This window comes from Streptococcus sp. ALY_208 (assembly GCF_058314295.1).
Window position 1 is genome coordinate 56,568 of record NZ_JBZFUI010000007.1, and the last position, 14,548, is coordinate 71,115.

Below are 14,548 nucleotides of genomic sequence, written 5' to 3' on the forward strand. Positions count from 1 at the left end.
AGAAAATAAAAAATTTCATAATCTCTTTAATCATTTTATTGACTACAAAAATTAAATATCCCTTACTGTCTACTAAGTTCTTCTTTAATAACAGCAATCAACTCATCGCGATCCATAATCCACTGGGCACGTTCATCCTTATCATAGGTACGATTGGAAAGAAAAATAACAGCCCTTTGTGCCTGACGGTGGTACATGATAAAGGTTCCCGTATAACCAGTATGTAATAACCAATCCCCTTGCTTATCCCAAGCCAAACTACGCTCCTTATCCCCAGATGGCGCAAAGTTATGATTGAGAAAACGGGCAAAATCTCCAGAGAGATAATGGTCTAAAAAGTATTCCAGATCCTTGATCGTAGAAAAGAGACCAGCAGAGCCAATATGGTTTCCCAAAATCTTTGCCTTAGGATCATGCACAAAACCCTCAGGACCCCCTTTGAGAGTGGGAACGGCCTGATCAACCGGACCAAATTGGGTACGGGTCATGTGAAAGGGTGCAAAAACACGTTCATAAAAGAGCTGATCCAGATCCATGCCTGTCATATGTTCTAGCATAAAGCCCAGCAGTATAAAATTAATATCCGTATAGCGAAAGCTATAATCATCAGTCACCCTAATCTCATCTATAGCAGCTTTTAACTCGTCAGAATCTAGCTGATCACGATTGGGAATAAAAGGATCAATACCTGAGGTATGGGTTAGCAGCTGGCGAATCGTTACTGTTTCCTGCTTAAAATCGGGATAATAGAAATGCAAGGGTTGATCTAATGCCAGCATCCCTTTATCAATCATCTCAATCACAACCGTCCCAACACCAACCACTTTGGAAACACTAGCCAAATCATAATTTAAGTCAGGTATTACCGCTCGATGGCCATCTTGAGTTCCTAAATAGTATTCCTGCCACTCACCATCATAAAGCGCCAGGCTGGCACCTCGATAGATACCAGCCTGAATTTGTGATTCAATTTTATCTAAAATAGCTTTCATTTATTAAACCATACCTCTATCTGATTAGGAGCGCTTACAACAAGGACACGTTGGGCACGATCTAGGTAAACTTCTTGACCATGATCAAGCAGATAATCTCTCAGTGCCGATAAATCATAATCCTTTTCCACTTGATATTCGATCAATTCGAGATCCCAAACCTCACTGGGAGCAGCAGAAAGATCTTCCCCCTGAGCTTCCACCAATTCTGGTAAAACATCTACACCATCAAATAAATCGTAGAAAGCAGTTTCTTTTTCTAATTGAGCAACATTGAGGACCAGATGGTCGAGTCTAAAAGCTGACAAGCCTTCAAAAGTATCATCTCCAGCAGTAAAACTAAGCCCCTCATCATCAATAATTGTCAAATCAGCCACATCATCCTCAGCATGAAGAACAAACCGATCGTTTTCTGGAGAAAAGATTTCAAAAGCGTAGCCATGCTCACCTTTATAGAGTTGAGTATAAGCAATTCCTCTCGCTAAGAGAGCCTCAATCTCCTTGGGATCGGACACTCTAACAAAAATCGTCTGTAACTTTTTTGTTCCCTCTACCTCTCGAACAGTAAACGATGGAGACTCTTCTGTAACCAGTCGTACTTCCTTCTCAACATGACCACCAAAAAAGACCATAGCACTTTCTTCCTTGATGACTTTAAAGCCAAGTTGGTCACGGTAAAAGCGAGTATTGATCTCACGATTGTTCACACGCAAGAAAGGAGCTGATAAACGGATACCATCAAATAGTGTCATAATTATTCTATCCTTTATTAAATTTCTAGCAGGCATAAGGAGCACTAGCCTATGCCCCCCAACTATTAGTTCCATTGTAGTCAAAATGATCTTATTTGACAAGAAATATTGTGCAGCTAAAAAAAGAGTTTACTATTAGCTGTTTTTTCTGTAAACTTATACTATGAATAAAGATATCATTTTACACCTCATCCAAGCCCTTTTGGTTATCTCCATGCTGGCTATCATCCTGCGCTTTTACTTCCATATTAAGCACAAAAAAATCAATGTCTTTAGCCGATTCTTTACAGGTCTATGGATAGGTTTTTTAACCGATATGCTAGATACACTAGGTATTGGCTCTTTTGCAACCACGACGACCTTGCTAAAAATCACCAAAATCAATGACGATGATAGCAAGCTCCCAGGTACCATGAATACTGTCCATGTCATCCCTGTTATTGTACAAGCCCTCTGCTTTATCACTGCTGTCAGAGTTGAGCCCCTGACCTTGATTTCAATGGCTGCTGCTTCTTTTATTGGTGCCCTTTTTGGAACCCGCTTAACCAAGAACTGGAACGAGCGCCTAGTCCAAGCTATTCTAGGAAGCCTACTAATCATAGCAGCCATCATCATGATCTATCGTATGGTATCAAATCCAGGAGGAAACTTATCAGATGCTGTTCATGGTCTCCATGGCGTCTGGTTGATCATAGGGGTTGTATACAACTTTATTATCGGTATTCTCATGACCATGGGGCTAGGAAACTACGCACCAGAATTAATCTTCTTTTCTCTCATGGGACTCAGCCCAGTCATCGCCATGCCAGTAATGATGCTGGACGCTGCTATGATCATGGTTGCTTCTAGTAGCCAATTTATCAAGGAAGATCGGGTTAATTGGACTGGTTTTGCTGGCATCGTCATCGGAGGAGTGGCCGGAGTTCTCTTAGCGGTTAAATTCCTGACCAGTATTGACATCAATGCCCTAAAAACTCTTATTATTGGTATCGTTATCTTCACAGGAGTTATGCTGATCCGCTCTTCCCTCATCAAGCGCCAACCTCTATCAAAACACTAGTAAAAAGCAACTAATAAATAGATAAGGCTGAGACAAAAGTTCTCAGCCCTATCTATTTAATTAATGTATAGGAAAAGCACAGTTTAGTCAAACAAGTAATAGCTTTAGCAAGCCTAAATACCCACCGAAACGTATCTTATCCAACCTTATAAAATCTTATCTCCAATATTAAACCAGACCTTTTATACAGCACAAAAAGAGTGGGATAGAAATCAATCATTCAGAGATGATTTTTATCCCACTCTTTTTATTTATATCATTAAGATAGGTAAAGTGCCTTAAAGGCTGCTGCCGCAATAATACCGGCAAGGATAGGCGCTACAACAGGCACCCAAGCATACCACCATTTAGAGTCACCCTTGTGCTTACCAAGGACTGTCACCGGCATAAAATGGTGAACCAAACGTGGACCAAGGTCACGCGCCGGATTAAGGGCAGGACCTGTCGCACCACCAAGTGAAATAACAAGAGCTGCGACCAAGAATCCAAGACCAATATGAGCACCTTCAATAGACCCTGAGAAGATAGGACCAGCCTGAGCATTAACACTATTCATAGCTTCCGTATAAGTAGTTCCTTGCTTAATAGCTAGATCACGAATCATTTCGGTTCCATGATAATTCTTAGTCAATGCCAAAGCCCCAAAGAACAAGACAAATGAACCAACAAATTCATTAATAAAGCCATTGATCTTGGACTGACGACGACTTTCAACACTGCCATCATCTAATGCAGAGATTGTTGAGAATGAGCCTAGAATACTATTTGGATTTTCTGTTTTTTGGAAATAAGCTGACAGAGCATAAACCAAAATAGTTTGACCAAGGATGGCTCCGATAAACTGAGCAAGGAGATAGCCAGGAACAAAGGTCCAATCAAACAAACCAGCTGTTGCCAATCCGATCGTAAAGGCTGGATTAATGTGGTTACCTGATACTGTACCAAACATAAGCGCTGGCATCATAACAGCAAAACCATAACCAAAGCCAATCATTAACCAACCGGCTCCACTACCCTTAGTTCCTTTCAGTTCTGCATTCGCAACGGCTCCATTTCCTAGCATCACCATCAAGGCCGTAGCGATAACTTCCGTTACATAATTCAACAGCGCTTGATGTGTCAAGGCCTCTTTAAAAAATTCGTTCATATGTCTAGTCATTCCCTTCTTCTTTTCAAGTTTTAGACAGTTACCATTTTATCAAGTATAATTGATAAAGTAAAGCTATTACAGTAAGAAAAAACCTGATACACAGGGAGGACATTATGCGTTATAATCAATTTTCCTATCTACCAACCCAAGCCGACACAGCTCTCAAAGAACTAGAGGAGCTTGGCTTTCCTTATCAATTAGATCAAGATCCCAAAAGCAACCTCGAAGCCTTCCTCAATCGTTTTTTCTTTAATTATCCCGATCCAGAAATCCCTATTAGCCAGTTAATTGCCCACCCCACTATGGATCTGTTGAGTTTTCTGCGATCAGACTTAGAACTAAGCCCAGAGATCTTCTATACCGTGGCACTGCAGCTTCTGGAATTTGTCCCTCATGTTGACTTTGAAGACAGCATGGATTTCATTCAAGAAATTAACTTCCCCATCCATTATCACAAAGATAGCTTGCTTCTGAATCTCCATCAACTCTTAGCAACCAGGCAAAAAACAGGTATGACCCTGCTGGATCGATTAGTCAGTCAAGGGTTAATACCTCTTGATAACCACTACCATTACTTTAATGGTAAGAGCTTAGCCAGCTTTGATACCAGTCAAGTCATCCGTGAAGTCGTCTACGTCGAGACTGGTATCGACAGTGATCAGGACGGCCAACCAGACCTAATACGTGTTCATATCATCCGCCCCAAGACTAGCCACAAGGTTCCCGTCATCCTGACTGCAAGCCCTTATCATCAAGGGACCAATCCCGTTGCTAACGACAAAAAAATGCACCAAATGACTGGTGAGCTTACTATCAAACCAAGTGGTACTATCCCTATCGAACCGATTTCTATCCCCGAACCGACCTATACCAAGAGTCACGCTCCCGTCGACAATCACCTCGAAACCTTTACTCATATCGCTAACTATACACTCAATGACTACCTGCTAGCACGTGGTTTTGCTAATATCTACGTCTCTGGCATTGGTACCAAGGCCTCTCAAGGCCTGATGACCAGCGGTGACTACCAACAAGTCACAGCCTATCGAGCTGTTATCGACTGGCTCAATGGTAAAGCCAATGCCTATACCAGTCTAAAGAAAAATTATCAGGTCATCGCCGACTGGACCAATGCTAAAGTGGCCACTACTGGTATCTCCTATCTAGGCACCATGTCTATTGCCCTAGCCACTACAGCTGTCGAGGGATTAGAAGTTATCATTGCAGAAGCAGGTATCTCATCTTGGTACGACTACTATAGAGAAAATGGACTGGTCTCCAGCCCAGGAGGCTACCCTGGTGAGGACTTAGATGTCCTGACTGAATACACCTATTCTCGTAATCTCCTGGCAGGCGATTACTTACGTCACAATGACCACTACCAAGGCTACCTGAGCAAGATGACCCAAGAACTAAATCGACAAACCGGAGACTACAGTCAATTTTGGCAGGAACGTAACTATGTCGCTCACGCTGATAAAGTCCAAGCCGAGGTAGTCATGGTTCATGGTAGTCAGGACTGGAATGTGAAACCTCTGCACGCTTATCAATTCTTCCGTGCTTTACCAAGCAACCTCCCAAAACATCTCTTTCTCCATAATGGCATGCATGTCTACATGAATAATTGGCAGTCCATAGACTTTCGTGAAAGCATGAATGCTCTCCTATCCAAAAAACTCCTTGACCTAGATAATCATTATCAGCTCCCAGAAGTGATTTGGCAGGACAATCAAAAGGAACAAACCTGGAAGGTCTTAGAAGGATTCGGCAGTAACACTGCCATCAACTATCCTCTAGGCGATCGGGAGGATAGCATTGGCAACCACTACGCACAAGATCTATTCGAGACTTTCTCCAAAGACTACCACACCTTCAAATCGGCCCTGTTTAAAGGCAAGTGCAACCAGCTAACCATTGATATTAATGTTAAAGAAGCGATACGTCTCAATGGTCGTCCTATCCTAAATCTCAGACTCAAGTCATCAAGCCCAAAAGGACTGATTTCAGCTCAACTTCTAGATTTTGGGGCTAAGAAACGCTACCAAGACACTCCCAAAATCAAAGAAGCAAAAGGGATCGATAATGGGCAGTACTATATGATCGAACATTGTATGGAGCTCCCCTTTAAACAAGACGACTGGCGAGTGATTTCAAAAGCCTCCCTCAACTTGCAAAACCGCACCTCCCTTCTTAATATCCAAGAGGTCCCAGCAGATCAATGTCTAGATCTCACTTTTGAGCTCCAACCTAGTATCTATCAGTTAGAAGAAGGAGACCAGCTGCGCCTAGTCCTTTATACAACAGACTTTGAGCATACCATAAGAGATAATAGTAATTATCAGATAACTGTAGACCTTGCTCATTCCCAACTTCAATTACCCATAGACTAAAACAGCAAAAAGCGATCTGAGTTTTCAGACCGCTTTTTCTCATGATTGCTGAATCGGTAGAAAATTTCCCACGATTTTGCCGACAATACGGGGATTTTCATCATAGGGAGCTAGCTTATCCGCATATTTTTTATTGATAGAAACCAGGCGGAGACCAGACTCTTCACGATAGACACGCTTGATATAGGTTTGCCCGTCCCACTCAACAGCATAGACAGCCCCGTCATAGTCAAAGCCTGATTGCTTAATCAAGACCACTTCGCCATTGAGATAAGTAGGCTCCATAGAATCGCCAAAGACCCATGAGGCAAAGTCATGATCCAACTCCTCATCATAGAAGACCTCATCATAGTTTCCATCATTAAAATAACTAAATCCTGTACCAGCTGATAGACGCTCATAGACCTTATACGCATAGAGCTGCTTGGAGGATGTCCCAATCATCTGATTTTGATTGGCCAAGAGCGCATTAGCATAGTCGAGTGTTTTCTTTTGATTGCTCTTGCTGAGCTGAACATACGTTTCCACAATCTCATGTTCAGATAAAAAGAAAGACGGACTGACCTTTAAAATTTGACTCAGCTTTTGCCAATTTTTCTGATTAGGCTTAGTATTACCATTTTCCCAGTTAAAGTAAGACGGTCTGGAAATTCCTAGCTCTCTAGCCACATCAGCCTGGGATAACCCCAGCTCCTGACGACGGCGCTTCAATTTTTCTGCTGAAAACATGTACCCTCCCCAATAAATGATTAGTCTAGTAACTTACTGTTAGTATAACATGCAACTCTTTCATGAGCAAGAAGAAAAAAGAGAGTAGGATAACAAAATCATGGTTTTGTTCTCCTACTCTCTTATAAACCATTTTTGGTATTTCCAATATTAGGACTTCCAAAAATTATCAAAGATAGTAATAGGAAGATGACGCTTATGCTCACCCTTATACCACCAGCTTTCAATCCTTTCCCTAGCCTCTTGACTAACCGATTTTCCTTCCAAATAATCATCAATAGCTTGATAAGTCACCCCAAGGGCAACTTCATCTGCAATACCCGGTTTATCTTCTTCAAGGTCAGCCGTTGGAATCTTTTCATACAGAGCCTTGTCAGCACCCAACTCTGCCAAAAGCGCCTTTCCCTGGCGCTTATTGAGACGATAAAGAGGTAAAATATCCGCACCACCATCACCAAATTTAGTGAAAAAGCCCGTAATATTTTCAGCCGCATGGTCTGTCCCAATGACTGCCCCTTGCTTTTCTCCCGCTACAGAATACTGAGTAATCATCCGCTGACGCGCTTTGATATTACCCTTATTAAAATCAGAAACCGTTATACCAGCCTTGGCTAATTCACTCACTTGCCCATCGACAGCTTCCTTGATATTAATAACAAGAGACAGATCCGGCTGGATAAAGTCTAGTGCACGCTGAGCATCCGCTTCATCTGACTGGACGCCATAAGGCAAGCGAATAGCAATAAATTGGTAACTATCATCACCCGTCTCTTGGCGCAACTCCTGCATAGCTAGCTGAGCCAAGCGACCGGCCAGGCTAGAATCCTGCCCACCAGAAATACCTAGTACATAAGTTTTCAAAAAAGGATGCTTTTTCATGTAATCCTTAAGAAAATCTACAGATCGACGAATTTCTTCCTTGGGATCAATCTCTGGCTTGACCCCTAACCTTTTAATAATAGTTTCTTGTAAAGTCATGACAACTCCTTCTAGATTTTCCCATTCTTAATCCAAGTGCATCTGATTCGCTTTATTACGCAGGGTATCAATCAAGTCCATCTTATCCTGCCAAATATCTGGAGCCAGATCGACAGGATAATCCTGAGGATTGAGCACCCGCTTATACTCATCCCAAAGATCATCTAGTTTCTCCTTAGAATAAGCTTTAATAGCTGCCAAGCTTGGCAACTCATAAACTAGACGTCCCCGATCAAAGATATCTACCAGGAGGGGCTCAGCATCAAAGTTTGTCACCATCTTACTGATATAAGTATAAGTTGGATGGAACATCTTGAGTTCCTCAACTTGGTTAAGATCAACATCATGGTAAGTGATATAATCCCCTTCTGATTTCCCCTTTTCACGACTAGTGATCCGCCAAACCTGCTTCTTACCCGGAGTCGAGACCTTCTCAGCATTATTAGACAGTTTGATCGTATTTTGCATCACTCCCTGATCATCCTCCAAAGCAACGATCTTATAAACCGCTCCTAGCGCTGGCTGATCATAAGCTGTGATTAGCTTAGTTCCAACTCCCCAAACATTAATCTTGGCTTTTTGCATCTTGAGATTGAGAATAGTATTTTCATCCAGATCATTAGAAGCATAGATCTGAGCGTCTGGGAAGCCTGCTTCATCTAGCTGCTTGCGTACTTTTTTGGAGAGATAAGCCAGGTCGCCCGAGTCCAAGCGAACACCCTTAAAATTAATACGATCTCCAAACTCTTTAGCGACACGAATAGCAGCAGGAACACCCAAACGAAGTGTATCATAAGTATCAACTAAGAAGACACAATCCTTATGAGTCTCAGCATAAGCCTTAAAAGCATCATAATCATTGCCAAAGGTCTGAACCAAGGCATGGGCATGAGTCCCTGACACAGGAATATCAAAAAGTTTACCCGCCCGAACATTGGAAGTCGCATCTGCCCCACCAATAATCGCTGCCCGTGTGCCCCAAATAGCTGCATCCATTTCTTGGGCACGACGTGTTCCAAACTCTAGGAGCGGTTCATCATCAATAACTGATCGAATCCGTGCAGCCTTGGTTGCAATCAAGGTCTGATAGTTAACAATATTTAAAATGGCTGTTTCGACCAGCTGGCACTGGGCTAACGGTCCCTCTACCTGAACAATAGGCTCATTGGCAAAGACCAAGTCCCCTTCCTTAGCCGCTCTGACGGACAAGGTTATCTCAAGATTTTCCAAATAGTCTAAGAAATCCTTAGGATAGCCCAAATCTTTCAAATAAGCTAAATCGGTTTCTGAAAAGGTCAAATGATTGAGATAATCAATAATTCGCTCCAAACCAGCAAAAATCGCATAGCCATTAGCAAAAGGCTCTTTTCGAAAATAAACCTCAAACACAGCCTTTTTATTATGAATCCCTTGGTTGAAATAGACCTGCATCATATTGATCTGATAAAGGTCTGTATGCAAGGTCAAACTGTCGTCCTTATACATCGGAAAACTCCTTTAAAATTTGTGACTATTATAACATAAATAGGAAAACTAGCGCTAAGGCAAAGATTTTCAAACCTCAAGTTATCTTTCTCCACCAACCTATAAGCAAATTCACTAAATATTCTGCCCACAGGATTTGTCCATATCTGCCTATTTAAACATTCAAAAAAGACTAGTCTACAAAGTAATATCACTGCACTCTTCTTAAACTTTTATACTAAATAAAAAAGCCTTGGATGAAAGCCAAGACTCATTCGCACATCTATATTTAACAGATTTACCTAGTAGCGGGTGTCCTTAACTTAGGACATATTCCTATCTTTATACTGGACTGTTTAGCCACTAGGCAAGTGATAGACATTTCTCAAACGACTAAAGATGATCTAATCTTATAAACGTTGTTCATCTTATATCCGAGACTGTGCTGCTTTTACGCATAACCACTTGACAAATGGTTCCCATGACCAAAATCCAAAGGGTCGAGCCGACTGCTCCGATAAAGGTTGACTGTTGCAGAAAGAGTGACAAATAGATAAAGCCAAAGAAGGCAATAGTCAAGGGGTTAAGCACCTTATAGGCTGGCATGAGAAAGCCATTCGCCATAAAGTCTTGCGATTTGCGATAACGTAGATGGGCCAGCATAGTAAGGGCATAGATAGCAATATAAACCCCTGAAGAAGATGAGGTGATAACAGTAAAACTATCAGAAATCCAGGGAACTACGCTGAGAATGGCCGCAATAACCATAAATCCAGCTGAGGTAAAGATAGCATTTTGCGGGACATTAGTTCGAGACAGACGATTAAGTTGGTAGCGATCTAAGGCAGGCGTTTCTCTAGCCAATTGGTAGAGGTGGCGGCCGCTGGAATAGAGCATAGAATTGAGGGAGGAAGCTGCTGCTGTCAAAACTACAAAGTTTATAAGAGCAGCTGCCCAGTTGACACCGGCTAACTTAAATACCATAACAAAAGGAGACTGGTCATCAGGCAGCTGCCTCCAAGGGAAGATTGACATAATAGCAATCAAGGCTCCTACATAGAAGAACATAATTCGACTTGGAATAGCATGAATGGCCTTAGGCAGAACCTCTCTAGGGTTCTTAGTTTCAGATGTTGTAATCCCGACAAACTCAATAGCCTGATAGGCGAAGAAGACCATTTGGAAGGCCATAAAAAAATGATCAATTCCTAAAGGGAAAAACTTAAAACCATGGAAAATATTGGTGAGACTAGCGTGGCCAACCGGAGTCTGAAAGCCAGTCAGCACCATAAAAATGGCTGTTGCAATCAAGGCTAGAATAGCAATGATCTTAATCATCCCAAACCAGAACTCTACTTCACCAAAGACAGCTACGGCGACAACATTGACTCCGCAGAGGATCAAGAGAAAGACCAACTGAATCAGCCAACTGGGAGCGCTGGGAATGAAGTATTGAACATATTTAGCAATGGCAGTCAACTCTGCCATCCCTAAGAGTACCAAGGATATCCAGTAGGACCAGCCAGCGAAATAGCCCCAGCCCTGTCCCAAGTACTTGGTAATAAAGTTAATAAAGGTATGTTGGTCGGGATCTTGAAAAAGCATCTCCCCAATTCCTCGCATCATCAGGTACATAAAAATTCCTGTGATGATATAAACCAAGACAATGGAAGGCCCCGTCAGGTGAATGGACTTCCCAGCTCCCAGAAAGAGTCCTGTCCCAATAGTTCCAGCAATGGCAATAATCTGGACATGACGGTTGGTCAATCCCCGATCCATACCATTTTTCTCTGTCTCAGCATCTGCCTCGTTTGTATGTTGTTCTGACATTTCAACTCTCAATCTGTCCCTACTAGCCCAGACAGGCTAAAGGTTCAAATCCTTTTCTCCTTCTAAAGTATAGGTCATATTATAGCACAATTCCAACAATAAGAAAAAAGCACCCCCAGATGGGATGCTCAAAGATACCCGTTAAACAAAGGCTTTGCCAGACAATCCTGCAAACTTAGCCCAATTCGGCAATATAATTATAAACCTCTTGGCCAGCGATGGCACCATCACCAACAGCTGTTGTAATTTGCCGCAAATCTTTTTGACGAAGGTCTCCGATCGCATAAATACCTGGGCGACTGGTCCTCATTTTCTCATCAGTAATGACCCACCCTGCTTGATCAGTAATACCTAAGTCAGCTACCATACCTGAAACAGGATCTAAACCAACATAGATGAAAACACCACCAAAATCATGATTAGTCACTTGTCCAGTCTTAACATTTTTGATAGCTACCGAGCGAACCTTGACATCATCACCCTTGATTGCTTCAACTACTGAATCCCAGATAAAATCGACCTTTTCATTAGCAAAGGCACGGTCCTGAAGAATCTTTTGAGCACGGAGTTCATCACGGCGATGAACGATCGTTACTTTTTTAGCAAATTGAGTCAGATAAAGTCCCTCCTCAACAGCTGAGTCGCCGCCACCAACGACCAAAAGCTCTTGGTCACGGAAAAAAGCACCATCACAAACCGCACAATAGGATACACCACGACTATTATAAGTATCTTCACCAGGTACCTCAAGGAGACGGTGCTTAGCACCCGTTGCCAGAATAATTGTCTTAGCATCATAGTGCTCCTCAGCCGTTACCACGCGCTTAAAGTCCCCATGATCTTCAATTCTTTCAACGATGCCATAAATATTTTCTACCCCAAATTTTTCTAAGGGCTCATACATTTTCATGGATAGCTCAGGCCCTGAGATAGCCTCATAACCAGGGTAATTTTCAATATCAGATGTATTATTCATCTGTCCTCCCGGTGCCCCTTGCTCAACAATCCCAACTTTAAGATTGCTACGACCAGCATAAAGAGCCGCTGTCATACCGGCAGGTCCCGATCCAATAATTAATGTATCATACAACATAAATCATACTCCTTTTATACAATGTTAGGCTAACATCAACCACTACATCGCATCTGTCAAATATTCAACAATAGTCACTAACTCGATTTAACCATAATGATAATTGCCAAAAAAGCAAAAGACAAGATCGGAATCGAAACCATCACCATCATAATGCCATCATATAGAGCATTTTGACGGGCCTTCACTGTCTTATCTTTTTGCTTGAGTGCGCGATAAACCAGCCAAAAAATCAGGGCTAAAACCGTAAAAATCACTGCTGAAATCAACCCCTGAATATAGAAACTAAAAATATCTTTTAACATCCCACAGTCCTTTATACCACCAAAATAAGAGAGAACCGCCTAGCCTCTCTTTTGATGGTTAGTCAAATAATAAGTCTCCTTATTATATCAAACGTAAGATTTTTTGTAACTAGCAAAAAATTCCTTAGTCCGCTCTTCCTTAGGATGATTAAAGAGTTCTTCGGGACTTCCTTGCTCAAGTACATGCCCCTTATCAAGAAACAGAACCTTGTCCGCAACCTGTGCCACAAAATTCATATCGTGACTAACCAATACCATAGTTTGTCCTGATTTAGCAGCATCGAGAATTGATTTTTCAACCTCTCCAACCAACTCTGGATCAAGCGCTGATGTTGGCTCATCTAAAAGAAGAACATCTGGTTTCATCGCCAGAGCACGTGCCAAAGACACCCGCTGCTTTTGTCCACCAGATAAATGACGGGGATAGTGATTTTCCCGATCTGATAGACCAACCTTACGCAATTCCTCCTTGGCAATATCTGTCGCTTCAGCATTAGAAAGCTTCTTAACAACTTTTAAACCTTCCTTAACATTATCTAGGGCTGTGCGACGCTCAAAAAGATTGAATTGCTGAAAAACCATTGCCAATTTCCGACGCAAGGTCAGAATCTCATCCTTAGTAATCGTTTCAAAATTAACTTTGAAATCATCGATTTCAATCTTTCCAGAATCTGGCTCTTCCAAATAATTCAAACTTCGTAAGAAAGTAGACTTACCTGCACCAGATGCACCGACAAGGGCAATAACTTCTCCTTTTTTAATTTCTAAATCAAGACCATCTAAAACCTTTTGACCAGAAAAAGCTTTTGTTAAGTTGGTAATCTTAATCATTAGCGCAAATCTCCTTCCTCAACAAGCTTATCTTCAGGATCCGGAATAGACAAGCGTTTCTCAATATACCGGCCAACATTCTCAGTAATAATGCTTAAGAACCAGTAAATAAGTCCTACAGCAATATAGCGCTCAAAATAACGAAAATCACGACCGGCAATGACTTGCGCTTGGGCATACATTTCTACAATACTAGCACTAAAAGCCAATGAAGTTCCCTTAGTCATCCCAATCAGCGTATTGATAAGCGTTGGCGTTGCAATAACAGCTGCATTAGGAATAATCACTCGACGATAAATTTGAATATTAGTCATCCCCAGACTCTTAGCCGCTTCGATTTCACCTGAGCTAACAGCTTGAATAGCCGCTCGGAGAGTTTCACTCACATAAGCTGCCTCATTAAACCCAAAGGCAATGACAACATAGATAAAATTAGGAATCTTATTGACATTAACTGTCCATCCATGCATATCATGCATGTAACGTAAAAACAAGGGAATACCAAAGAAGGAAATCATCAGTTGAACTAAAACCGGTGTCCCCCTCAAAAAGCTAACAAAGACCGCTTGCATCTGATAAAGAACTGGAACACGGTTAATCTTTACCAAGGCAAAGACTAATCCTAGCACCAAGGCGATCAAAGCCCCAACCACAGTCAACCACAAAGTTGTCGGTAGGTAATGTATGATACTAGGAATGGCGGCAAAAACTTCACGAATACTAAAGTAAGCTGTAAAATTATCACTCCTAGTCTCTGGAAAGAGATTAACAAAGCCATCGTAGATACCTGAATCAATTAAAAATCTCCATAGCAGAGTCCCTACAAAGATACTAATCACAAATAAAAATAAAAAGATCAGTGTTTTACCAAGTTCTGATTTCCAAAATATTTGCTCACCAGAATCAACACGAGTTACTTTTTCTGACGTTTTCTGCTTGTTTGCCATACTTTCTCCTATTACCTGTTTAGCTAT

Annotated in this window: 13 protein-coding genes; 2 read left to right on the forward strand and 11 right to left on the reverse strand. The window is 41.7% G+C overall.

All coding sequences use genetic code 11. The features are described 5' to 3' along the window. Positions 1–62 precede the first annotated feature (62 nt). Complete coding sequence (locus AC4HAI_RS07670) at positions 63–992, reverse strand: serine hydrolase domain-containing protein (protein ID WP_491111121.1); 930 nt, start codon at positions 990–992, stop codon at positions 63–65. Further along, on the reverse strand, positions 989–1,744 hold the full coding sequence (locus AC4HAI_RS07675; protein WP_491111122.1) for a CppA N-terminal domain-containing protein: 756 nt from the start codon (positions 1,742–1,744) through the stop codon (positions 989–991). Before AC4HAI_RS07675 ends, AC4HAI_RS07670 begins: the two co-directional genes overlap by 4 nt. A gap of 163 nt (positions 1,745–1,907) precedes the next feature. On the opposite strand from AC4HAI_RS07675, the gene AC4HAI_RS07680 reads away from it, so the two are divergent. After that, positions 1,908–2,804 carry a TSUP family transporter gene (locus AC4HAI_RS07680; protein ID WP_491079042.1) on the forward strand — a complete coding sequence of 299 codons (897 nt, stop codon included), beginning with the start codon at positions 1,908–1,910 and terminating at the stop codon, positions 2,802–2,804. A gap of 259 nt (positions 2,805–3,063) precedes the next feature. Here AC4HAI_RS07680 and gla read toward each other — a convergent pair whose 3' ends face one another. Further along, positions 3,064–3,951 carry an aquaglyceroporin Gla gene (gene gla, locus AC4HAI_RS07685; RefSeq protein ID WP_491079041.1) on the reverse strand — a complete coding sequence of 296 codons (888 nt, stop codon included), beginning with the start codon at positions 3,949–3,951 and terminating at the stop codon, positions 3,064–3,066. 116 nt (positions 3,952–4,067) lie between these two features. Here gla and AC4HAI_RS07690 point away from each other — a divergent pair, with 116 nt between their 5' ends. Further along, a complete protein-coding gene (locus tag AC4HAI_RS07690; RefSeq protein ID WP_491111123.1) occupies positions 4,068–6,344 on the forward strand; it encodes a Xaa-Pro dipeptidyl-peptidase in 2,277 nt (758 codons plus the stop codon). A gap of 39 nt (positions 6,345–6,383) precedes the next feature. Here the strand turns inward: AC4HAI_RS07690 and AC4HAI_RS07695 are convergent, their stop codons facing one another. The 8 genes from AC4HAI_RS07695 to AC4HAI_RS07730 form a co-directional block, all read right to left on the reverse strand. Next, positions 6,384–7,073, reverse strand: a complete 690-nt coding sequence (locus tag AC4HAI_RS07695; protein ID WP_491079036.1) for a LexA family transcriptional regulator — start codon at positions 7,071–7,073, stop codon at positions 6,384–6,386. A gap of 150 nt (positions 7,074–7,223) precedes the next feature. Continuing rightward, positions 7,224–8,051 carry an NAD(+) synthase gene (gene nadE / locus AC4HAI_RS07700; protein WP_491079035.1) on the reverse strand — a complete coding sequence of 276 codons (828 nt, stop codon included), beginning with the start codon at positions 8,049–8,051 and terminating at the stop codon, positions 7,224–7,226. A 27-nt stretch (positions 8,052–8,078) separates the two neighbouring features. Continuing rightward, the gene (locus tag AC4HAI_RS07705; RefSeq protein ID WP_491079034.1) at positions 8,079–9,536 is read right to left on the reverse strand and encodes a nicotinate phosphoribosyltransferase; all 1,458 of its coding nucleotides are present in this window, start codon (positions 9,534–9,536) and stop codon (positions 8,079–8,081) included. A gap of 402 nt (positions 9,537–9,938) precedes the next feature. Next, positions 9,939–11,345, reverse strand: a complete 1,407-nt coding sequence (locus AC4HAI_RS07710; RefSeq protein WP_491111124.1) for an amino acid permease — start codon at positions 11,343–11,345, stop codon at positions 9,939–9,941. A gap of 175 nt (positions 11,346–11,520) precedes the next feature. Continuing rightward, positions 11,521–12,438: a thioredoxin-disulfide reductase gene (trxB, locus tag AC4HAI_RS07715; protein ID WP_491079032.1), complete on the reverse strand. Its 918-nt coding sequence runs from the start codon at positions 12,436–12,438 to the stop codon at positions 11,521–11,523. A gap of 77 nt (positions 12,439–12,515) precedes the next feature. Next, positions 12,516–12,743: a DUF4059 family protein gene (locus AC4HAI_RS07720; RefSeq protein WP_491079031.1), complete on the reverse strand. Its 228-nt coding sequence runs from the start codon at positions 12,741–12,743 to the stop codon at positions 12,516–12,518. Between the two features lie 87 nt (positions 12,744–12,830). Further along, a complete protein-coding gene (locus AC4HAI_RS07725; protein WP_491079030.1) occupies positions 12,831–13,574 on the reverse strand; it encodes an amino acid ABC transporter ATP-binding protein in 744 nt (247 codons plus the stop codon). Next, positions 13,574–14,521 carry an amino acid ABC transporter permease gene (locus tag AC4HAI_RS07730; RefSeq protein WP_491111125.1) on the reverse strand — a complete coding sequence of 316 codons (948 nt, stop codon included), beginning with the start codon at positions 14,519–14,521 and terminating at the stop codon, positions 13,574–13,576. The genes AC4HAI_RS07725 and AC4HAI_RS07730 overlap by 1 nt, the downstream gene beginning before the upstream one ends. Positions 14,522–14,548: the final 27 nt, after the last annotated feature.

Bases quoted from the DNA above. Each gene is read 5' to 3' on its own strand.
- gla (WP_491079041.1), bottom strand. From the start codon at position 3,951: ATGAACGAATTTTTTAAAGAGGCCTTGACACATCAAGCGCTGTTGAAT.
- AC4HAI_RS07675 (WP_491111122.1), bottom strand. From the start codon at position 1,744: ATGACACTATTTGATGGTATCCGTTTATCAGCTCCTTTCTTGCGTGTG.
- AC4HAI_RS07670 (WP_491111121.1), bottom strand. From the start codon at position 992: ATGAAAGCTATTTTAGATAAAATTGAATCACAAATTCAGGCTGGTATC.
- AC4HAI_RS07730 (WP_491111125.1), bottom strand. From the start codon at position 14,521: ATGGCAAACAAGCAGAAAACGTCAGAAAAAGTAACTCGTGTTGATTCT.
- AC4HAI_RS07680 (WP_491079042.1), top strand. From the start codon at position 1,908: ATGAATAAAGATATCATTTTACACCTCATCCAAGCCCTTTTGGTTATC.
- AC4HAI_RS07695 (WP_491079036.1), bottom strand. From the start codon at position 7,073: ATGTTTTCAGCAGAAAAATTGAAGCGCCGTCGTCAGGAGCTGGGGTTA.
- AC4HAI_RS07705 (WP_491079034.1), bottom strand. From the start codon at position 9,536: ATGTATAAGGACGACAGTTTGACCTTGCATACAGACCTTTATCAGATC.
- AC4HAI_RS07690 (WP_491111123.1), top strand. From the start codon at position 4,068: ATGCGTTATAATCAATTTTCCTATCTACCAACCCAAGCCGACACAGCT.
- AC4HAI_RS07725 (WP_491079030.1), bottom strand. From the start codon at position 13,574: ATGATTAAGATTACCAACTTAACAAAAGCTTTTTCTGGTCAAAAGGTT.
- nadE (WP_491079035.1), bottom strand. From the start codon at position 8,051: ATGACTTTACAAGAAACTATTATTAAAAGGTTAGGGGTCAAGCCAGAG.
- AC4HAI_RS07720 (WP_491079031.1), bottom strand. From the start codon at position 12,743: ATGTTAAAAGATATTTTTAGTTTCTATATTCAGGGGTTGATTTCAGCA.
- AC4HAI_RS07710 (WP_491111124.1), bottom strand. From the start codon at position 11,345: ATGTCAGAACAACATACAAACGAGGCAGATGCTGAGACAGAGAAAAAT.
- trxB (WP_491079032.1), bottom strand. From the start codon at position 12,438: ATGTTGTATGATACATTAATTATTGGATCGGGACCTGCCGGTATGACA.